The following is a 22,559-nucleotide window of genomic DNA, read 5'->3' as shown; positions in this document are numbered from 1 at the left end:
ATCAATTTCTTTTTGCAATTTATCAAGAAAAAATAAACATTTAAACGATTTCGAAAGAGGACAAATTCAACTTCTGCATAATAAAGGATATTCAGCATACAAAATAGCAAAAGAACTTCGTAGAGCATCCAACACCATAAGAAATGAGTTAAAAAGAGGTACAGTAACTCAAATAAAAGGAATACATGATGTACAAGTATATTATCCGGATACAGGTAAGTTAGTATATGAGAAGAATCGAAAAAATTGCAAAAAGAAATTTAAAGCCTTGAAATGTAGCAAATATTTAGACTTTGTAAAGCAAAAGTTTAATGAAGAAAAATGGTCGTTAGATGCAATTTGTGGATATGCAAAGTTAAATAAGCTATATGAAGGTCAAAGAGTCTGCACCAAGACATTATACAATTATGTAGATATAGGTCTAATAGGAATAAAATCTATTGATTTGCCCTTAAGAGTGAAAAGAAAACCGGCTAAAAAACGAGTAAAAGAAAACAAAAGAAAACTTGGAAAAAGTATAGAAGAAAGACCGCAAGAAATAGAAACAAGAAAAACATTTGGAAATTGGGAAATAGATACAGTAATACCAAAGAAAAACAAAGAAGAAGCATCATTAATAACCATAACAGAAAGAAAAAGTCGAATGGAACTAATCTTAAAATTAAACAGAAGAAAAGCATCCATAGTAAATGAAACATTAAAGAACACATTGAACAGATTGAAGGAACCACAAAAAATATTTAGAAGCATAACAAGTGATAACGGCTTAGAGTTTGCGAAATTATGTGAACTTGAAAAAACATATATAGGAAACATCTATTACTGTCATCCCAATAATCCCCAGGAAAGAGGAACAAATGAAAAGCACAATAGCCTAATCAGAAGATTTCTACCGAAAGGAAAATCATTAAATGATTATGAAGAAGAACACTATATAAAGATAATGAATTGGATGAACAATTTGCCAAGAAAAATCCTAAATTACCGCACTCCTATAGAAGTTTTTATAGAAGAACTAAATAACTTAGGACTTTTAGATGATAATGAGGAATTAGTTCAATTTGATATTGCAATTTAAGCTTTAGAAAAGTTGGAAAAGAAATAAAAAAATAATGTAAAAAAATCAGAAACTATGGTATACTTATTTGGTTAGTATGCTTGTAGAATGGTAAACTGGGTTGTGTATGGAAAATATAGAGAAACGAAGTTAATTTTGATGAGATGGAACAAGTCACTTACCAAGAGCATCAATTTTGATAAGAAAATTAAAATATTTTAAGATAAACCTAGGAGGAAATAAACAAATGAGTGAAATTCTAAAAAAAGAAAAAAGTTTAGTAACATTAAAAATGACAGTAAAAGGGGAAGATTTTGCAAAAGCAATTGATACTGTTTTCAAAAAAAATAGAACAAGATTTGCAATCCCGGGATTCAGAAAAGGAAAAGCTCCACGCAAAATTGTTGAATCCTACTACGGTGAGGGTGTATTCTATGAGGAGGCATTGAATGAAGTGTTCCCTGTTATATTTACCGAAGCAATTAAGGACCATGAATTAGATGTAGTGTCCAGACCTGAAATTGAGGAATTGGGAGAGATTCAATCAGGAGAAGATTTCGATGTTACTGTACAAGTATATGTAAGACCGGAGGTAACACTTGGCGAATACAAAGAACTTCAAGTTGAAAAAGAAGAAGTAGAAGTAACAGATGAAGAAGTGAATCAAGATTTAGAAATCAAGAGAGAACAAAATGCAAGAATGGTTGCTATTGAGGATCGCCCTGCAAAAGACGGAGATACCGTTGTAATCGACTTTCAGGGAAAAGTGGATGGCGTGGCATTTGATGGAGGAAAAGGAGAAGGATATACCCTAGTATTAGGCTCTAACTCTTTCATCGAAGGATTTGAAGCACAAATTGTGGGAATGAATTTAGAAGAAGTAAAGGATATCAATGTAACATTCCCTGAACAATATCATTCTGAAGACCTACAAGGAAAAGATGCAGTGTTTACTGTTAAATTACATGAAATTAAAGAAAAAGAATTACCGGAATTAGATGATGATTTTGTAATGGATATTAGTGAATTTGAAACTTTGGAAGAATTAAAAGCAGATATTCGTGCAAAATTGTATGAAACGAAAAAAGCAGGTGCTGAAACAGCATATCGTAATGCAATCATCGACAAAGCAGTAGAGGCAAGTACAGTAGAAGTTCCGGATGTTATGATAGAAAATGAAGTAGAGAGCATGGCTCATGAGTTTGGTCAAAATCTACAATATCAAGGGCTTCAATTGGAAGATTATTTCAAATATACCAAATCAAATATGATGGATTTGAAAGGTCAAATGAGACCGGATGCAGAAAGAAAAGTTCGTAACAGTTTGGTGTTAGATGAAATCAGCAAAGCGGAAAATATTGAAGTAAGTGACGAAGACTTAGAAAAAGAATATACAAAGATGGCAGAACAATACAAAATGGAAGTAGAAAAAGTCAAAGAATTAGTAGGAAGAACAGATGTCGAAGTATTGAAAGATAATATTCGTATTCAAAAAACAATTGACTTGTTGATTGCATCTGCAAAATAAGCAAAGAGCTTATAAAAGTTTTGTAGAAGAATTGTAACGAAAGGGGATTTTTTCTGTAATAATTATAGAAAAAATCCTTTTGTTGAATTACACTGTATGTAACAGGGTAGAGGTAAAATAGATAGGCTTGATAAAAAATACAGATAAGCGATTGTCAGAAGGAGATGGAATGAAGATGGCATATGTACCGGTTGTTGTAGAACAAAGCGGAAGAGGAGAAAGAAGTTATGATATTTATTCAAGATTATTAAAAGATAGAATCATTTTTTTGTCAGATGAAGTAAATGATGTAACATCATCGTTGGTGGTAGCACAGATGTTATTTTTGGAAGCTGAAGATCCTGACAAAGATATTATGTTCTATATCAATAGTCCGGGAGGATCTATCACATCCGGAATGGCAATTTTTGATACGATGCAATATATCAAATGTGATGTTTGTACTATTTGTATTGGAATGGCAGCTTCCATGGGAGCGTTTTTGCTTGCTGCAGGAGAAAAAGGGAAAAGATATGCATTGCCGAATGCAGAAGTGATGATTCATCAACCACTTGGCGGCGCACAGGGGCAGGCAACAGATATTCAAATTCAAGCAGAGAGAATTTTGAAAATGAAAGATAAATTAAATATCATTTTAGCAGAAAGAACAGGACAAAATCTCGAAACAATAAAAAATGATACAGAAAGAGATAACTTTATGAGCGCAGAAGAGGCAAAAGAATATGGTTTGATTGATAAAGTTATCGAAAAAAATCTATAGGAAAAGAGGGATAAATAGATGTCAAGAAATGATGAAAACAAAGAGTACAGATGTTCCTTTTGCGGGAAGAATCACAATCAAGTAAAAAGATTGATTGCCGGTCCGGATATCTATATTTGTGATGAATGTGTGAAATTATGTCAAGATATTATTGATGAAGAATTTGGACAAACAGTAACAGAAGAAACAACCGGATTGTTGAAGCCGGAAGAAATCAAAGCAATTTTGGATGAATATGTTATTGGACAAGAAAATGCAAAAAAAACCTTAGCTGTAGCGGTGTATAACCATTACAAACGAATTTATAATGCCGTGCCAACTCCAAAGAACAGCAAGGAAGTCGAATTACAAAAATCAAATGTCATTATGATTGGACCGACCGGTTCCGGAAAAACACTTTTAGCACAAACATTAGCTAAAATTTTACATGTACCTTTTGCAATTGCCGATGCTACAGCATTGACAGAAGCAGGGTATGTGGGAGAAGATGTAGAGAATATTCTATTAAAATTGATTCAGGCAGCAAATTTTGATATTGAGAAGGCGGAAAAAGGAATTATTTACATTGATGAAATTGATAAAATTGCTCGGAAAACAGATAATCCATCCTTGACACGAGATGTATCCGGAGAAGGAGTACAACAAGCCTTACTGAAAATTTTGGAATCTACCAAAGCGAATGTACCACCACAAGGAGGAAGAAAGCATCCGCATCAAGATTTTCTACAAATAGATACTACAAATATTCTATTCATATTAGGTGGTGCATTTGACGGATTGGAAGAAATTGTAAAGAAACGTCAAGGGGAAAGAACGATGGGGTTCGGTGCTAAAAATCAGAAAAAAACACCGGATAGCAATATATCATTCTATGAAAAGGTAGAGTCTCAAGACCTGTTGAAATATGGTTTGATTCCTGAGTTTGTCAGCCGTGTTCCGGTTGTAGTAGCGTTGCAAAACTTGGATGAACAAGCTTTGATTCGAATTTTGACAGAACCGAAAAATGCACTCTTAAAACAATATAAAAAATTGTTTGAATTAGACGGAGTAGAATTGGAAGTAGAAGAAGACGCACTGATTGCTATTGCAAAGCAAGCAATTGATCGAAAAATAGGTGCAAGAGGATTGCGTAGCATTTTGGAAAATATTATGATAGATATTATGTATGAGATTCCATCAAGAGAAGATATTGGAAAAGTTATTATTCAGGAAGACTGTGTGACAAAAAAAGCAAAACCGATTGTTGTGTTAAAAAAAGATATGACAGATCAAAGTGAAATAGAGACAGCATAGTACCGTAAAAAACACTGTACCTACTTTTAGAAATTGGTAGGCACAGTGTTTTTTCTTTGTATACAAAATAGGGTTATAGGACAAAAAAAGACAGATACTTAAGTATCTGTCTTTTTATCAAAAGTTCACAAAGAACTTTATTTTAGTACCATCCTCTTAATTTCATTGCTTCAGCGATTTGTTTGATAGCATACATGTAAGTAGCTTCACGAGGTGTTACATCATATTGTTCTTTTACTTCCCACATAGCGTTGAAAGCTTTAACCATAGATTGTTCTTGTCTTTCTTCTACTTCTTGTTCTGTCCAGTAGTATCCATATCTGTTTTGGACCCATTCAAAGTAAGAAACCAAAACTCCACCGGAGTTAGTTAAGATGTCTGGAACCAATGGAATATTTTTTTCTTTCAATGCAACGTCTCCTTCTGGAGTTGTTGGACCGTTAGCAGCTTCACAAACAAGTTTGCAGTTTAATTTACCTACTGTTTCAGCTGTAAGAACATTTTCCATAGCAGCCGGTACGAAGATATCTGTATTTAATGCCCAGAATTCATCCATTGTGATTTTTTTAGCTTTTGGATAATCGCAAAGAACTTTGTGATCTGCAACATAAGCAGCCATATCAGCAAAATCAAGACCATCTTCATTGTAGATAGCATATGGTTGCATTGTTTTTACAAAGTCAAATTCTGCAAGAGCTACGATTTTAGCTCCTTGTTTTTGGATGTTTTTAACTGTAAATTTACCAACGTTACCGAAACCTTGAACAGCTACTTTAGCGCCTTTGATATCGATTCCGAATTTTTTAGCAGATTCTCTTACGATGATAGAAACTCCAAATCCTGTAGCTTCGTTTCTTCCTAAAGATCCACCGAAAGCAACCGGTTTACCTGTGATAACACCAATGCTCATTTCTTCTCCATTTAGTTTAACATATTCGTCAACCATCCAAGACATGATTTGTCCGTTTGTATTTACGTCAGGAGCAGGAATGTCAATTTTTTCGCCTAGGTATTTGTGTAATCCACGTACCCATCCTCTAGAGATTTGTTCTAATTCTTTAGCAGATAATTCTCTTGGGTTACATGTAACTCCACCTTTACCTCCACCATATGGAAGTCCTAATACTCCGCCTTTGAATGTCATCCAGATAGAAAGTGCTTTTACTTCGTCAGGGTTAACATCTTGATGGAAACGAACTCCACCTTTGCAAGGACCTACAGCAGAGTTGTGAGCAGAACGATATCCTTTGAAGATTTTCAAGCTTCCGTCATCCATTCTTACAGGAATAGATACTTCAATCATTCTTTGAGGTTCTTTTAATAATTCGTATACATCAGGTTCTAAACCTAGTTTGTCACAAGCATTTTTAACTTGTTTTTGTGCATTCAAAAAAGGGTTTAATGTTTCAGCCATTTTTAACACGCTCCTTAAATTATAATATAGTATAGTGCAATAGCATTTTTCATATGTATGAAGCTATTTGGTATGTAAAAGCCATGGATATCGGTTTTATACTAGCTTAACAGCATATGAAAGAAATCCAATTGCGAACAATGTGTTTGACATATTCATGTCAAACCAACAAAACAATTATATATCATAACAAAGAAGAATGCAACTGATATATTAGGAATTATTTTAGGAAAATTTGTAAGGAAAACAAATATTTTAGGAAAGATTAAAAAATAACTATCTCTGGCTATTATTAATTTCAAAAAAACACAAGAAAAGTTTCTGATTTTGTAGCAGAAAAATATTTTTCTATAAATGTTATCATGGAATATAATTCAAAATTTATAGTACTTAAGCAATACAATTTTGAAATACGATAGTCATAGTGATAGTAAGTATGACTATTTTTTGTCAGAATCGTTTTGTGCTATTTTGCATAAACAGTTCCGGCAGTATCGAAGTTGATTGATATGATAATAAATGTCTATGAAAATTGCCGCACATTAGATGATATATTTCGGAGGTTTTATTTGTAATCTATTAACGTAGTAACAACTAAATAGATTGGAACTATAAAATCATCTCATTTTGTGCAGAAGATATCTTCATTTAAAATATAATGATTCTGATTCATAAATTGTTTGGAAAGACATAAAAGATATCATATAAGAACAATATTCTTAATTAATATAGGGATATCGTATGGGTAAGAATTAGACAGATATTATGATGAATAATTTATAAACATGAAACTGTTTTAAAACCATAATAGGAACCGAAAGATTTTTAAAATAAACAAAATATATTTTAATGAGAATGAGAATATGGCAAAGGGGATTTTTTTGAAGATTCTTATTTTAGAAAAGGAAAAATTACGATATCAAATGATAACAAAATATTGATAGAGAGGAAGAAAAATATTTTGAGTTCGAAACATAAAAAAAGATAAAATGTATTGGAATTCCACATATAATACTGATTTAAAAAAGAATAAGAAACAAAGAAAAAGATTTACAAAAAATATGTTTTTTGAGTAATTGAAAAAAATTTTTCAAAAAAGCTTTACTTTTAAAACAAGGTTTGATATACTATATTTGTCGAAAAGATATTATTAAATGAGAATAAGGAGGAAGTATCATGGCTTATAAAATTTCTGATAGTTGCATTGGATGTGGAGCTTGTGAAGGAGAATGTCCTGTAGGAGCAATTTCTCAAGGAGATACACAATATATTATTGATGCATCAGCTTGCATTGATTGTGGAGCTTGTGCGGGAGTTTGTCCTGTAGGTGCACCAAAAGCAGAATAGTCTGTTTGATTAAAAAATTAACTTAGCTATTAAAGTGAGACGTGGGGACGTCTCATTTTTTTTGTGTAAAAAATAGAACTATAGGACAAAAAGTGTTGATAAAAACCGCTATATATATTGTAAAAACAATGTGTGTAGCGGTTTAATGATTTAAAAATACGATGAAGAGTGACAAAAAATTATTAGTGTGATTAGCAGGTTATCTCACTGTTTATTACAATATTGATATTTTGTATATGATGTATAAATAATATTCTTGAAAAGAAAGTAGGCGAAGTGATAGAATAAAGTTCAAAGATGTATCGTTGTTTGGTAAATTCAGGGTTTTTTGAATGAAAAATATCACAAAATGAACCTAAGTATTAAAGGTACATAGAATAAATGGGTATGATGTGAAAGTAGAGGGAATGGCGAGTTCATGCTCCAATATTTTTTTGAATCAAATAAAAATATGAGTGGGTAAAGTAAAAAAAGATAATGATATACTAAGATATAATGAAGGTAGCAAATAAAAAGTTACTATATAAAAATAAGAATTTAGAGAGGAGATTATTATGGAACAATATCAGGATAAAATCAAAACATCAGAGTTAATTACAAGATTTTTACCATATTTTAGAAAGTATTATTCTATTTTGGCGATAGATTTGATTTGTGCTTCATTTACAACGGTATGTGAAATTGTATTTCCGTTAATGGTTAGAAATATTACAAACAAAGCGATGTTTGATTTTCAGGCTTTGACAATGAGTTTTGTCATAAAAATGTGTGTGATTTATTTTATATTGAGGCTGGTGGATACCGCTGCGAATTATTATATGGCTTCGGTTGGACATATTATGGGAGCAAAGATTGAAACAGATATGAGGAGAGATTTATTTTCTCATCTTCAAGAATTATCATTCAATTATTTTGATAATACGAAGATTGGACAGATTATGGGAAGAATTACAAGTGATTTGTTTGAAATCACAGAATTTGCGCATCATTGTCCGGAAGAATTTTTTATTGCCGGAGTAAAAATATTGGTATCCTTCCTGATTTTATGTCGGATCAATGTTTTGTTGACAGTAATTGTATTTTCGGTTATTCCGTTGATGCTTGTTGCAACAATGTATTTTAGAAAAAGAATGAGGTTGGCATTCAAACGTTCAAGAGAGCAGATTGGAGATTTGAACGCGCAGTTGGAAGATAGCTTGCTCGGTGTTAAGGTTGTTCGTTCTTTTGCAAATGAAGAGATTGAAAAAGAGAAATTTGAAGAAGGAAATTCCGGATTGTTTCATATCAAAAAATTTCAATACTATTATATGGCGGGATTCAAAGGGGTTACACAATTTTTTGATGGCTTGATGTATGTGACAGTACTGTTGTGTTCTTCGTATTTTATGATACAACGAGAGATTACGGCAGGAGATATGGTTGCGTATATGTTGTATGTAGCGATGTTGTTGTCTGCGATTAAAAGAATTGTCGAATTTGCGGAACAATTTCAAAGAGGAATGACCGGGATTGAACGATTCATTGAAGTGATGGATGAAGAAGTAGAAATTCAAGATGATGACGATGCAGTTGAAATCACCGGAGCAACAGGAGATATTTTGTTTGATCATGTGAGTTTTCAGTATCCGGATCATGACAAAATGGTGTTATCGAACATTGATTTGCACATCCGACCGGAACAAAAGATTGCATTGGTTGGTCCGTCCGGTGGTGGAAAGACAACTCTGTGCAATTTGATTCCAAGGTTTTATGAGGTAAGTGAAGGCCACATTTTGTTGGATGGTGTAGATATCAGAAAAATTACTCAAAAATCGCTTCGAAATCAAATCGGTGTAGTACAACAGGATGTGTATTTATTTTCGGGAACAGTAAGAGAGAATATTGAGTATGGTAAAGTAGGAGCTTCCGACGAAGAAATTGTAAGTGCTGCAAAAAAAGCGGGAGCACATGAGTTTATTATGGGTTTGGAGAACGGATATAATACCTATGTAGGAGAACGAGGCGTTAAATTATCCGGTGGACAAAAACAAAGAATTAGTATTGCACGTGTATTTTTGAAAAATCCTCCAATTTTGATTTTGGATGAGGCAACTTCTGCATTGGATAATGAAAGTGAACGAATTGTGCAGCATTCTTTGGTGGAGTTATCAAAAGGAAGAACGACATTTACCATTGCTCATCGATTGACAACCATTCAAAATGCCGATACCATATTGGTGCTGACTGAAAACGGTATTGAAGAGAGCGGAAGTCACAAGGAATTGATGGAGCGAAAAGGAAAATATTATTCCCTTTATGAAATGTATGGCAGTGGATATTTTGAAGATAAAGAATAGGAACGAAAAGAGGAGCAAAAATGAATGCTGAAATACTGTGTGTGGGAACAGAATTGTTACATGGAGATATTGTCAATACAAATGCTGCATTTCTTTCAAAAGAATTGGCAAAGATAGGGATAGATGTGCATTATCAGACAGTAGTTGGAGATAATCCGAAACGAATGAAAGAGGCATATGAAATTGCGCTGAATCGAGCAGATGTTATCATTTCTACAGGAGGGCTTGGACCGACGCAGGATGATATTACCAAAGAAATTGTAGCAGAGTATTTTGGTTTACCAATGATATATGATGAAGGAAGTTATCAACATTTGGTCGAAAAATATATGAGTTTTCATAAAGAAATGCCGAAGAATAATTTAAGACAGGCATATTTTCCGGAAGGAAGCATGATTTTGACCAACGATATGGGAACGGCAAATGCTTGTATTGTAGAACAAACACAAGATTTGTCAAAAAAAATAGTTGTTTTACTTCCGGGGCCTCCTTTTGAGATGAAACCGTTGATGATAAACCAAGTCGTACCACATTTACATCAATATTCTAAACAAACAGTTGTAGCATGCAAAATTATCGTAACGGAACTTGGTGAATCATTGGCAGAAGAAATGGTTTTGGATATGATATTGCATCAAACAAATCCAACCATTGCAACTTATGCGGGGAAGGGACAAGTTACTTTTCGCATCACAGCGAAAGCAGAAACAGAGCAACAAGGATTGGAATTGATTGAACCGGTAAAACAAGAGTTGTTGAGACGGTTTGGGGAAAATGCTACGGTCATTGCATCTGATAAAGGTTTGGAAGCTGTTGTGGCAGAACTGTTACTAAAGAAAAATCTTACAATTGCAACGGCAGAATCTTGTACGGGCGGAATGCTTGCAGCGAAGTTGATTGATTATCCGGGAATATCTGATGTGTATCGAGAAGGATTTGTGACTTACACAGAAGAGAGCAAAGAGAGTAGATTAAGTGTCAGTGCAGAAACTTTAGAAAAAAATGGAGTAGTCAGCGAAGAGGTAGCAAAAGAAATGGCGAAAGGTGTTTCTGAAGTTGCAGGAACGGATATCGGTGTTGGGATTACAGGACTTGCCGGTCCAAATGGCGGAACGGAACAAACTCCTATCGGCACAGTCTATGTTGCTATCTATGATAGAGGAGAGTATTTTGTGAAGAAGATGAATCGATTTGCAAGTCGTAATGTGATTCGTGAAAGAGCAGTTACAATAGCATTGGATGAGCTTAGAAGGATCTTACTTCAAAAAGCGTAGGATATAAGAAAATTCGGATAACAAATATTTTATTGAGAAGAAAGAGGAGAATTATTTTGTATCAATATATTGTTTTTGATTTAGATATGACTATTTTAAACACATGGGAAGCGAATCTTTGTGCGGTGAAAGAAGCGCTGGAAAAATTAGAGGGGAAAATTGTAGAGAAAAAAGATTTGGAACATATTTTTGGTTGTACAACCAATCAAACTATGGAAAACTTTGGTGTGAAAGATAAGAGAGCGTTTATCCAAGAGTGGTATGATGGAGTCGTAAGGTATCAACATACAATTTCTTTTTTTGAAGGGATGAAGGAGTTGTTATATGAACTCAAAGAATCAGGCTACGGTCTTGGAATTGTGACATCGAGAACAAATGCAGAAGCACAAGTGGATGTGGAACGTTTTCAAATGGATGGAATCTTTAATCAAATTATTGGTGCTGATGACGTTCTTATGCCAAAACCTCATCCTGATCCGTTAAACAAATTTATTGAAGAAAATAAGACACAGAAAGAAAAAGTGATTTATGTCGGTGATGCGATTTCAGATTTAAAATGTGCACTTCGAGCCGGAGTGGATTTTGCAGCAGCAGGCTGGGGAATCCAGAGCAACCATGATTTTTCTGAAAGCACATACTATTTTAATCATCCATCCGAACTCAGAAAATGTTTGTTAGGATTGTAAATATTTGAGATTCAGAATTAAAAAATAAAAATAATCAGTATATTTTGTTTAGACAATCAATGAAGGGGTATCATAGCCAGTAGTTAAATGAGTTATAAGAAATAGAGAGTAGTAAATAACAGAGGAGGATTTTATTATGATGAACTTAAAAAAAGAATTTGATTTATATTTATCTAACTTGGCGGTAATGACATTTAAATTACACAATTTACATTGGAATGTGACAGGACTTGCATTCAAATCTATCCATGAATTTACAGAAATGATGTACGATACTACATTCCTTCACTTTGATGCAGTGGCAGAACATCAAAAAATATTCGGAGTAATGCCTGATTGCAAATTGAGTGACTATTTAGAAAAAGCTACTATCAAAGAGGTGGATCCAAGAGAATTCAGTTCTTTGGAAGTGTTGCAAATCCTTCAAGAAGATGTTAAAACATTGATTGACAACGCAAAAGACATCAAATCAAAAGCAGATGGATTGGGTTGGACAGAAGCTGTTTCATTGATGGAAGAACAAATTGCTTACTATAGCAAACAGTTATGGTTCATTAACTCAAGCGTGAAATAAGAGAAGAAACAAGTAAGGAAATAGAAGTCGAAAGTATATTTTTAAATCCTATATAAATATGCGAAGAAAGGGTTGTTGAAAAACAACTCTTTTTTTATAGCTATAAAATTTTGTGATTATTGTGAAGGTATACGATTTTTATTTTCGTGACAGTTTTTGATGATAATACTGATTCGGTGAGGTTAATAATTTATTTCAATAATTCATAAAAATAGATTTTGAAAAAAGGAGTTTGTATGCTATCATAAAAGACAGTTATCGTATTTTTTGAAAATTCAGGACAGTACATACGGCAAGCAGATTCTTTGGAAGACAAAAGATTGTCCGTATTACAAGGTTCAATATTATTTTATAAGTTATTGGAGGTAGATTTGTGAAGAGCATAAAGACTCGCGTAGAAGAGCTTGAAATTCAAATTCACGATTTAAAATATAGAATGGATGCTTGTTATCGAAAGATTGATGAACAAAATCAGATAATAAATGGACTTCAGACCAAGTTACAGGGAAATACAGCTTTGGATGAAGCGGTAAAGATTGCGACAGAAATTGACTCTCTTGAAAATGATCCTAATTTGTTCAAAGAACAACTGCTTGAAAAACATAAGATAGAGATTTCTGATATTCAAAGTTCTGAAATGGAAATTCATGATGAAAAAACAGAAATCGAAAAATCGGGTTCTTCTATTTCAAAGGCAGAGACACTAAAGAAAAAATTGCCTATCACAACAGCTTCCGGTAAAAAAACACCGCGCTTTGAGTTGCCTGATGTTAAGTTTCCGAAAAGAATCAAGACAAATGACGGCAAGCCGCGTGGGGAAGCTATGGTTGGGAAATACATTATCGGCGCATTATCAGCTCTTTTGCTCTTTGTAGCTACCGGGTCTTTTGTAGCTATGATTTGGAATAAAATGACTTCAGAAACAAAAGTCGGGCTTATATTTTTAGTTGGTATTTTGTTGAGTGGAGCTGGGTTGAAGTTCATCCTTAAAGATAAAAATCCGATTTATGCTATATTGCTTGGCACGGGTGCAGGAGTAATATACATAGATATCTTATCAGCTAATTTAGCGTTTCATTTAGTCGATAACAACATGACGCTGATTCTGTGCTTGATATGGGCTATACTTTTCATCTTTTTATCGAACAAAATACAGATGTTTTTTACTGTGATAATAGCGTATATGGGTAGTATTATCACGCTTTTGATGGGACTGAGTCTGGCGCACACCGGCATGGATAGAACTTTGTTGTTTGCTTTCATGGTTTTGGTATGCGTAAGTATCGTAGGTAATTCTTTCAAAATGAATAAAAAATACTCGGTGATTACACTGAATATGTCTTTTGTTTCATTTATTATATTATTTTTTGAATATTATCCTCAATTTCAAATGTTGTCATCACTTTGTGTCGCAGTCTTTGGAGTAATACTGTTTGCTTTGTATAAGGTACTATCGAATGAAAAAGAACTTTTTTATACGACAATACTAATTTATACTCTTAGTTTTATTGTTCTGCTAATAAGCATAACGGAAAGCGGTAGTGATATTGCTAATTTGATATTGCTGACATTTATCAGTTTCATTTGTGTGGGAATGGGTGTTGTTTCTAATAAAATAGGTAAGAAGCATTTGGTTGTTTCTTTGAATTTATCGTTTGCTGCGTATGTATTTTCATTTCTCGATAATCTTTCAAGTTTCAACCGGTTGGCGTTAGTATGTATGGTTGCATTTTCAGCAATATGTTTTCTGTTATACAGGGCATTATCAGACAAAAAGAAATTAATTATCACTACGGTAGTAACTTGTGTATCTACACTTGTTGTTCTTATATTTAGTATCTTTGTAGTTGAAACGGACTTTGATAGAGTTCTACTATTTGCATTTATAACCTTAGTTTGTGTGAGCATGGTAGCTAACGCTTATAAAGTTAACAAAGAGTTTTTGACCACTGCATTGAATTTGTCCTTTTTGTCGTATATAGGATTATTTTCGTTAACTGTATCCGGATGCAAGTGGCTGGCTTTATTAGCTGTAATAGGACTTTTCACTATAGATAATATTTTATATAGGGAGGAAGAAAATTCTGAAAAAAGTCTTGAGAAAATCCCTATCAGTATGATAAACACAGGTGTTGCATTTATAACCTTATATCAATTGCTCATCTCAGAAATCAATGGGAAAGCAGTATTGATATATTTGACAATATTTATTGTAGCTTTCATGCAATATTTAGCTATCAATCTACTTTGGAAAAACATTAGAAAACCTTATGACATCTTTTTTAGCTTAGTTATCGGATCGGTATTGTTAGGGATTAACAAGACTTTGTTTAACGGTAACATCTCAGGGCTTATCGTACTTTGTGTCATTCTCTATATTGTGGGCAAGGTAATTCATAAGGAAGTGAATTATTTGCTAATAGTTGTTATTTTACTAATTGACAACATAGCTCCTATTTTGTTAAACATGTCGATTAACTTGTATATTCAGTCGAATGTTATGAATTATGTTTATGGTACGCTGAATATAGTTGCTTTTGTGTATCTTTTGTTTGATATATATAAGACAAAACATTACAAGAATCTTGCTGTATTTAAAATCATAGGACTTCCTCTATGTTTAACATCAATTTTGTTGATTAACTTTAATGCAACAACCGGAGCAACCGCAGAGTCAAGCGTATTATATAACTCTATCACTTATGCTGTCATTGTACTTTTCATGTTAGGTTTTGTGACAATAGGATATTTTAAGAATTGGGAAGATGAGAATTTCAAAATGACAGACCATGGAGGAGTTTTGGATGATTCTACCCTTTCTTCCATTTTTTATGTTGCTACCGCTATATTATATTTTGTAGGGATTAGAAATATTAATTTTGTGAATGGTACAGTGGCATTGTATGTTTACTGTACATTTACAATAGCAATAGCTGTCGTTCAGTCAAAAGAGATATTAAAAAGAGACGTAATTCCTTATTTTACACATGTGTTATTAGGTTTAAAATATTTAGTATTAACTTTTTCTATATTAAACGGATTGCTGAATGTGGAGATAGTCTCATTCTTATATAATATTGCCGGTCTTGTAGTCGCTGTTATTTCTATAGCGTTAGGATTTAAGTGGGCGATGAAAGGGCTTAGAGATTATGGACTCTGCCTGACGATATTGGTGGTATTAAAATTTATTGCTGTGGACATGCGGGGCGAAAATTCTATAAAAAGAGTTTTATCCATGATAGTCGGTGCCATACTTTGCTTTGCAATCAGCTTTATTTACAATAAGTTGAGTGTGAAATTTAGGGATAAGAATAGTGAAAACGAATAGAAAAAAACATAAAGAAATTAAAAGACTCAATCTGAATAACTGAGCAGATTGAGTCTTTATTTTTATGCTGTGTTTTTATGTTTGTCGTGACGATAAGATGAATCATGACATTTTAAAAAATAGTTATTTTTTGTACTGTAATTTATTTGAATCGTTCTCATAGTATTACACAAAATTGATGTCTATTATTTTATTCTCTCTTAAATTAGAGTAGCATTTTCTTTCGCTTCAAGAAAGACAGGATTAAGAGGCATTTCTTTTAAATTTGAACTTATGACAACTCTGTTAGTTAGTTTTTAATGTCACATCATATTGTTCCTGTAAAATCATAAATTTATCCTTATCCTTATTTGTTTTGCTATATATGAAATAGATTTTTTATAGAATTCATACTAACTTTGTTTTTTGTTTGGCATAAGAGATGTTACTACATTAGTGTAAATTTCTGCAGATGATTCATCCCAATTTTGGCATATTGTCCTTGCGAGTGCAACAGACGGAACGGTAATATTCAGGCAAAATATATTGGTGTCTTCGTTTGCCATGGATAGACAGACGGAGTAATTTTTGTCATCTGTTTTTTCATAGGTAGCTTTGATTTCTTTTTCTTTGATAAGAGAATCTTTTTTGTCATCCAAGTAAATTAAGACTTGTTCTCTTTTGGAGAATGACAACTGGTTTTCGAAAAAACAAAGGACTTCTTCTCCTTTTTCAGTAATGACGAAACGAGCAGGAGAACTCGATTGCATCTCTTGAATAAATCCATCCTCATTCAGTTCATATAAATATTGTTGTAAGGAGAAAAAATCAAGAAGTTCATTTTCCAAAAAAATATGAGTCAATATATTTTTTGATAATGAAACATTTGCGTTTTTCAATACAAATAGAATATATAATTTTTCTTCTGCTAATTTTTTTTGCTGTTCTATCAAACATTTCAAAACCTCTTTTAAATTGCTTTTTATAAGAATCAAATTAATGTACCTATGATGTATCCATCATACCATATTTTGACATACTCTTGTAGATAGTTTATCAAAGATTCAGAGCAAATTTCATTTTTTACAACAAAAATGTTACCAAAGATTGAGGAATCGTTGCATCAATAGATCAACCAGGGTGATGGCGATCCAACAACTTCCGCCAAGAAAGATGGCTTGTCCGCCGGTTTTAATCAGTTTGATGATGTCGGTATTCAATCCAATCGCTGCCATTGCCATCACAATACAGAACTTGGAAAGGACTTTGAAGTAATGAAAGACATCAGTATCAATTCCATTTTTGGTTAAGAAAGTAGTTAAGATAGATGCTAATACAAAAAACAGAATAAATATTGGGAACACTTTTTTGATGCTTACCTTTTCGTGCGAGGAAGCGCCTTGTTGTTTTTGTTTGTAGATTTGATAGAAAGATAACCCTAATGTAATCGGAATAATTGCGAGTGTTCTTGTTAATTTTACAATTGTTGCACCTTCCAAGGTGTTTGAGTTGTGTATACTGTCCCATGTTGTTGCGGTTGCGGTAACAGAAGAAGTATCGTTGACTGCGGTTCCTGCAAAGACTGAAAATCCGTTGTTAGACAGTCCTATCAAGTCGCCGAGTGTGGGAAATATCAGTGCTGCCAAAATGTTGAATAAGAAAATTACAGAAATAGCTTTTGCAATTTCTTCTTCATCCGCTTTGATGACAGGAGCTGTTGCAGCAATTGCTGAACCACCACAGATGGAAGACCCGACGCCTACTAAGGTAGCCGTATTGCTGTCAAGGTTGAATTTTTTTTGTAATAACCACGCACAGAACAGAGAAGTTGTGATAGTGGATAAAATAATTGGCAAAGAAGTTGTTCCCACCATCAAGACTTGTGATAAGTTGAGACCGAATCCCAGCAAGACAACTGCGAACTGTAGAATATATTTTGATGTAAATTTAATTCCGGCTCCGGTTTTGGCTCTATCCTTGTAAAATGTATTTACAATCATTCCGATGAAGATAGCAAATACCGGAGCACCAACCAAAGGAAGAGTCTTCCCTAAGAACCATGCCGGCGTTGCAATGAGTAAACATAGTAAGATGCCATAAAAATTTTTTGAAAATGATTTCATAAACACTATCTCCTTTTTTATAAATTCATCCAGTACAGTATATCATGATGAATTTATAATGTATAATGATAATTAGTGATTCGTACTATAATTTTTTAAAAAATCATATACAGAGAAAAAGTGGTATTGTTTACTAAAATAGCAAGAAATCAAATTGAGATAAAAAGTAGTAGCATTTTAGAATGATAGTTTATCCTTTACAATGACAAAACAATACTTTAATCAGTAGGAAAAATGAAATTTAAATTGATTTTAATGTAATTTTGTTGTATTCTATTGATGAAAAAATAAAAAAATGCAAAAAAACATGGGAGAAGCTAACTTCTGGTAGCTGTCTTCTTTGTATTAGAAAGGGGAAATATAGTGAAAATATTAGTCATCAACTGCGGAAGTTCTTCTTTGAAATATCAATTGATTGATATGGAAAATGAGCATGTGTTAGCGAAAGGTCTTGTGGAAAGAATCGGAATTGAAGGCTCTATCTTGAAACACGAATCAGCAAATAAAGAAAAAGAAATTATCAAAGTACCGATGGAAGACCATAAGGTAGCTTTAAAATTAGTATTAGAAGCACTTGTAAATGAAGAATACGGTGCAATTGCATCTATGGAAGAAATTGGAGCTGTGGGACATCGTGTAGTACATGGTGGAGAAAAGTTTGCGGAATCTTGCGTTTTGATGGAAGAAGTAATCAAAGCATTGGAAGATTGCATCGAATTGGCACCACTACACAATCCTCCAAACTTGATTGGAATCTCTGCTTGTAGAGAAATTCTTCCTGAAGTACCAATGGTTGCTGTATTTGATACTGCATTCCATCAAACAATGCCAAAAGAAGCGTTCCTATATGGAATCCCTTATGAATATTACGAAAAATACGGAATTAGAAAATATGGATTCCATGGAACATCTCACAGATTTGTGTCTATTCAGGCAGCTGCTTTGTTAGGTAAAAAACCGGAAGAACTTAATTTGATTACCTGTCACTTAGGAAACGGTGCATCTATAGCAGCGGTTAAGGGAGGAAAATCTGTAGAAACATCCATGGGCTTCACTCCTTTAGCAGGCTTAATTATGGGAACGCGATGTGGAGATATCGATCCGGCTATTGTTCCTTTCTTAATGCAAAAAGAAAATTTGAGCATTGAAGAAGTAAATAACTTAATGAATAAACAATCCGGGGTATTAGGACTTTCCGGTGTAAGTTCTGACTTTAGAGATATTGAAGAAGAAGCAGCAAAAGGTAATGAGAGAGCACAAGTGACACTTGAGACTTTCCGTCTAAGAGTGAGAGAAACAATTGGAGCGTATGCTGCAGTACTTGGACGAGTAGATGGAATTATCTTTACAGCAGGCTTGGGAGAAAACTCAGCAAAAGATAGAGCAGCAATCTGTGAAGGATTTAAAGCATGGGGAATCGCTTTGGATGAAGAAGCAAATAAACAAAGAGGAAAAGAAATGTTTATTTCTACGAAAGACTCTAAAATTCCGGTAATGGTAATTCCAACAAACGAAGAACTGATGATTGCAAGAGATACTTTAGCATTAGTAAAATAGTTTTTGATATCTGTATTAAAGATTCCGGAAATATACTTTACAGATATACAAAAATATTGACAAAACACGAAACGCTTTGTATAATGAGAAATGTTGAATTATCAGGAGGGCGTCATGGCGGTTATAGATATTACTGATGTAAAAAAAAGAAAAAAGAAAAGTATTTCTGTAAATGATGTCATCCCCTTAGAAGAATGTAATGCCAATTATGACAATGTTCTTTTTTTAGAAACGCCCGTTGTGGAAGGTCGTGTTCGCTATCATGAAGACAATCTAGTTTTCGACGGCAGTGTGAAGACCTTATTGTCCGTACCTTGTTCCAAGTGTTTGAAGGAAATTGAAATTTCGGTCGACAAGCCATTTTTGGTCGTTTTGGTAACAGAGGAAGAAGAATACTTTATGGATTTCGATAGCTATTGTTATGAAAAAGATCAGTTGAATCTATGGGATTTGGTATGGGTACAAATTTGGGATGAAATACCATTCAAACTATTGTGCAAAGACGATTGTTTGGGTGTTTGTCCTACCTGTGGACATAATTTAAATGATGGACCTTGTGATTGTCCTGAAGTTGAAAAACCGATAGATGAAAGAATGGCAAAGTTGAGAGAATTATTGAACTAAAGGAGGTAGAAAGAAATGGCAGTACCAAAGAGAAAAACCGCAAAAAGTGCAACAAGATCAAGAAGATCTGCAAATATGAAAATGACAGCAAAAACATTGGTAAAATGTTCAAACTGTGGAGAATTCGCTTTACCACATCATGTATGTGCAGAATGTGGACATTACAAAGGTAGAGAAGTTATTGCAAAATAGATATCTATTTTTGAAACAAAAAAGGACATGTGGGTTAGGCATGTCCTTTTTACATTTATATTTATTCAATATACATTACTTTAAAAATATAAGCTAATCTTAAAAATTTTTCATTCAACACGAAAAATTTATACAGAAACATGAATGTACATATTGAAGAAATTTTGGTATGATTAATGAAGTAAGGCAAATCTATTTTTGGAGATGTACCCAAGTGGTTGAAGGGACCGGATTCGAAATCCGGCAGATCGATATTATCGGTGCGTGGGTTCAAATCCCACCATCTCCGCCAATGGATATTTATTTTTTATAAAATGCTGTATGTGTTAGAAATACGGCATTTTTATATTTTTGTAGCAATTATTTTTACATAGATTTTGTTAAATTTTATTTCGGGTTGCAAACTTGTTATAGGGAAGATAAAAAAAGAATTGACAAAGAGAAGAAGATATGATAAATTGAACACACCATCGAGGTAGGAGAGGCAGCATCAAAACAGACAGCAGAAAAGAAAGCAGAAAGAGCCGATAAAAAAGATAAAAAAAGATGTTGACAAAGTAAAAACGAGATGGTAATATAGACAAGCAGTCTGGCGAGGTAGGAAACCACAGAGGGCAGCGAGAAAAAAGAATGAACCTTGAAAACTAAACAGCAGAAAAAACAACCAAGCAATTGAAAAATTGCAAAGCGAAAAACCACTTAATCGAAAGATTAAGGAAAAAGCAAACCGGTAAATAACTTTGAAGTTGTTCAAGAGAACAACCGGAGCAAAACTGAGAAAAGATTAAAACGAAGAGTTTGATCCTGGCTCAGGATGAACGCTGGCGGCGTGCTTAACACATGCAAGTCGAACGAACGACTATTAACAGAACCTTTCGGGGCGAAGATGATAGAAGTTAGTGGCGGACGGGTGCGTAACGCGTGGGTAATCTGCCTTTGTCAAAGGAATAACTATTCGAAAGAATAGCTAAAACCGTATAACATATTAATAGGGCATCCTAATAATATCAAAACGATAGTGGACAAAGATGAGCCCGCGTCTGATTAGCTAGTTGGTGAGATAAAAGCCCACCAAGGCAACGATCAGTAGCCGACCTGAGAGGGTGAACGGCCACATTGGAACTGAGACACGGTCCAAACTCCTACGGGAGGCAGCAGTGGGGAATATTGCACAATGGGGGGAACCCTGATGCAGCAACGCCGCGTGAGTGAAGAAGGCATTCGTGTCGTAAAACTCTGTAGTAGGGGAAGAAAGAAATGACAGTACCCTAAAAGAAAGCCCCGGCTAACTACGTGCCAGCAGCCGCGGTAATACGTAGGGGGCAAGCGTTATCCGGAATAACTGGGCGTAAAGGGTGCGCAGGTGGTTTAACAAGTTAGTGGTGAAAGGCATAGGCTCAACCAATGTAAGCCATTAAAACTGTTTAACTTGAGTGCAGGAGAGGAAAGTGGAATTCCTAGTGTAGCGGTGAAATGCGTAGATATTAGGAGGAATACCAGTGGCGAAGGCGACTTTCTGGACTGCAACTGACACTGAGGCACGAAAGCGTGGGGAGCAAACAGGATTAGATACCCTGGTAGTCCACGCCGTAAACGATGAGTACTAGGTGTCGGGTGAAGAACTCGGTGCCGAAGTTAACACATTAAGTACTCCGCCTGGGGAGTACGCTCGCAAGAGTAAAACTCAAAGGAATTGACGGGGACCCGCACAAGCAGCGGAGCATGTGGTTTAATTCGAAGCAACGCGAAGAACCTTACCTAAACTTGACATACCAATGACAGCCTTTTAATCGAGGACTTTTACCTTCGGGTAGACAATGGATACAGGTGGTGCATGGTTGTCGTCAGCTCGTGTCGTGAGATGTTGGGTTAAGTCCCGCAACGAGCGCAACCCTTGTCGATAGTTACCAGCAGTAAGATGGGGACTCTATCGAGACAGCTAAGGACAACTTAGAGGAAGGTGGGGATGACGTCAAATCATCATGCCCCTTATGTTTAGGGCTACACACGTGCTACAATGGTCATTACAGAGAGAAGCGAAACTGCGAAGTCAAGCAAACCTCAAAAAGATGATCCAAGTTCGGATTGTAGGCTGAAACTCGCCTACATGAAGTTGGAGTTGCTAGTAATCGCGAATCAGAATGTCGCGGTGAATGCGTTCCCGGGTCTTGTACACACCGCCCGTCACACCATGGGAGTTTGGGGGGCCCAAAGTCAGCGACTCAACCGCAAGGAGAGAGCTGCCCAAGGCAAAACAAATGACTGGGGTGAAGTCGTAACAAGGTAGCCGTATCGGAAGGTGCGGCTGGATCACCTCCTTTCTAGGGAGAAAAGAAACTGCTGTTTAGTTTTGAAGGTTCAACCTTCAAAAGAAGAAAAAGACATATTGCAAGCATTTTTGAGGAAACTCCAAGAAGTTACCAAAAAGCGAAGCAATAGAATTGTACCTTGAAAACTGCATAACATCTAAGAAATTACAGAGAAAGC

At 34.5% G+C, this 22,559-nt stretch carries 16 protein-coding genes, 1 tRNA gene and 1 rRNA gene; 15 read left to right on the top strand and 3 right to left on the bottom strand.

Annotated features, from left to right (window positions below):
* Positions 1 to 4 precede the first annotated feature (4 nt).
* From HMPREF0389_RS03295 to clpX, 4 genes are all read left to right on the top strand, one after another.
* Positions 5 to 1,078 (top strand): IS30 family transposase, encoded by a 1,074-nt coding sequence (locus HMPREF0389_RS03295; RefSeq protein ID WP_041250972.1) that lies wholly within the window; start codon positions 5 to 7, stop codon positions 1,076 to 1,078.
* A 226-nt stretch (positions 1,079 to 1,304) separates the two neighbouring features.
* Complete coding sequence (gene tig, locus HMPREF0389_RS03290) at positions 1,305 to 2,585, top strand: trigger factor (protein WP_014262304.1); 1,281 nt, start codon at positions 1,305 to 1,307, stop codon at positions 2,583 to 2,585.
* Between the two features lie 175 nt (positions 2,586 to 2,760).
* Positions 2,761 to 3,345 carry an ATP-dependent Clp endopeptidase proteolytic subunit ClpP gene (gene clpP, locus HMPREF0389_RS03285; RefSeq protein ID WP_041250971.1) on the top strand — a complete coding sequence of 195 codons (585 nt, stop codon included), beginning with the start codon at positions 2,761 to 2,763 and terminating at the stop codon, positions 3,343 to 3,345.
* Between the two features lie 18 nt (positions 3,346 to 3,363).
* Entirely contained in the window at positions 3,364 to 4,638 is a 1,275-nt protein-coding gene (clpX, locus tag HMPREF0389_RS03280) for an ATP-dependent Clp protease ATP-binding subunit ClpX (protein WP_014262302.1), read from the top strand.
* Positions 4,639 to 4,780: 142 nt separating this feature from the next.
* Here clpX and HMPREF0389_RS03275 read toward each other — a convergent pair whose 3' ends face one another.
* Entirely contained in the window at positions 4,781 to 6,052 is a 1,272-nt protein-coding gene (locus HMPREF0389_RS03275; RefSeq protein ID WP_014262301.1) for a Glu/Leu/Phe/Val family dehydrogenase, read from the bottom strand.
* Between the two features lie 1,176 nt (positions 6,053 to 7,228).
* Here HMPREF0389_RS03275 and HMPREF0389_RS03270 point away from each other — a divergent pair.
* The 6 genes from HMPREF0389_RS03270 to HMPREF0389_RS03245 all read left to right on the top strand — a co-directional run bounded on the left by HMPREF0389_RS03270 (position 7,229) and on the right by HMPREF0389_RS03245 (position 15,597).
* The gene (locus HMPREF0389_RS03270; RefSeq protein WP_014262300.1) at positions 7,229 to 7,399 is read left to right on the top strand and encodes a DUF362 domain-containing protein; all 171 of its coding nucleotides are present in this window, start codon (positions 7,229 to 7,231) and stop codon (positions 7,397 to 7,399) included.
* Between the two features lie 554 nt (positions 7,400 to 7,953).
* Positions 7,954 to 9,735 (top strand): ABC transporter ATP-binding protein, encoded by a 1,782-nt coding sequence (locus tag HMPREF0389_RS03265; protein WP_014262299.1) that lies wholly within the window; start codon positions 7,954 to 7,956, stop codon positions 9,733 to 9,735.
* A gap of 20 nt (positions 9,736 to 9,755) precedes the next feature.
* Positions 9,756 to 11,009: a competence/damage-inducible protein A gene (locus HMPREF0389_RS03260; protein WP_014262298.1), complete on the top strand. Its 1,254-nt coding sequence runs from the start codon at positions 9,756 to 9,758 to the stop codon at positions 11,007 to 11,009.
* 56 nt (positions 11,010 to 11,065) lie between these two features.
* Positions 11,066 to 11,695: an HAD family hydrolase gene (locus HMPREF0389_RS03255; protein ID WP_014262297.1), complete on the top strand. Its 630-nt coding sequence runs from the start codon at positions 11,066 to 11,068 to the stop codon at positions 11,693 to 11,695.
* Positions 11,696 to 11,831: 136 nt separating this feature from the next.
* The gene (locus HMPREF0389_RS03250; protein ID WP_014262296.1) at positions 11,832 to 12,269 is read left to right on the top strand and encodes a Dps family protein; all 438 of its coding nucleotides are present in this window, start codon (positions 11,832 to 11,834) and stop codon (positions 12,267 to 12,269) included.
* A gap of 373 nt (positions 12,270 to 12,642) precedes the next feature.
* Complete coding sequence (locus tag HMPREF0389_RS03245; protein WP_014262597.1) at positions 12,643 to 15,597, top strand: DUF2339 domain-containing protein; 2,955 nt, start codon at positions 12,643 to 12,645, stop codon at positions 15,595 to 15,597.
* A 392-nt stretch (positions 15,598 to 15,989) separates the two neighbouring features.
* On the opposite strand, the gene HMPREF0389_RS03240 is transcribed toward HMPREF0389_RS03245, so the two are convergent.
* A complete protein-coding gene (locus HMPREF0389_RS03240) occupies positions 15,990 to 16,529 on the bottom strand; it encodes a DUF4364 family protein (RefSeq protein WP_014262294.1) in 540 nt (179 codons plus the stop codon).
* Between the two features lie 144 nt (positions 16,530 to 16,673).
* Positions 16,674 to 17,699 (bottom strand): YeiH family protein, encoded by a 1,026-nt coding sequence (locus HMPREF0389_RS03235; protein WP_014262293.1) that lies wholly within the window; start codon positions 17,697 to 17,699, stop codon positions 16,674 to 16,676.
* A 363-nt stretch (positions 17,700 to 18,062) separates the two neighbouring features.
* On the opposite strand from HMPREF0389_RS03235, the gene HMPREF0389_RS03230 reads away from it, so the two are divergent.
* The 5 genes from HMPREF0389_RS03230 to HMPREF0389_RS03210 all read left to right on the top strand — a co-directional run bounded on the left by HMPREF0389_RS03230 (position 18,063) and on the right by HMPREF0389_RS03210 (position 22,393).
* Positions 18,063 to 19,256: an acetate/propionate family kinase gene (locus HMPREF0389_RS03230; protein WP_014262292.1), complete on the top strand. Its 1,194-nt coding sequence runs from the start codon at positions 18,063 to 18,065 to the stop codon at positions 19,254 to 19,256.
* A 114-nt stretch (positions 19,257 to 19,370) separates the two neighbouring features.
* A complete protein-coding gene (locus HMPREF0389_RS03225) occupies positions 19,371 to 19,880 on the top strand; it encodes a YceD family protein (protein ID WP_014262291.1) in 510 nt (169 codons plus the stop codon).
* 15 nt (positions 19,881 to 19,895) lie between these two features.
* Positions 19,896 to 20,072 carry a 50S ribosomal protein L32 gene (rpmF, locus tag HMPREF0389_RS03220; protein ID WP_014262290.1) on the top strand — a complete coding sequence of 59 codons (177 nt, stop codon included), beginning with the start codon at positions 19,896 to 19,898 and terminating at the stop codon, positions 20,070 to 20,072.
* A gap of 200 nt (positions 20,073 to 20,272) precedes the next feature.
* Positions 20,273 to 20,364 (top strand) — tRNA-Ser (locus HMPREF0389_RS03215).
* A 494-nt stretch (positions 20,365 to 20,858) separates the two neighbouring features.
* Positions 20,859 to 22,393 (top strand): 16S ribosomal RNA (locus tag HMPREF0389_RS03210).
* Positions 22,394 to 22,559 lie beyond the last annotated feature (166 nt).

It is taken from the genome of Filifactor alocis ATCC 35896 (assembly GCF_000163895.2).
Lineage (GTDB): Bacteria > Bacillota > Clostridia > Peptostreptococcales > Filifactoraceae > Filifactor > Filifactor alocis.
The sequence above is the reverse complement of the archived record's forward strand: the minus strand, read 5'-3'. Positions and strand labels throughout refer to the sequence as shown.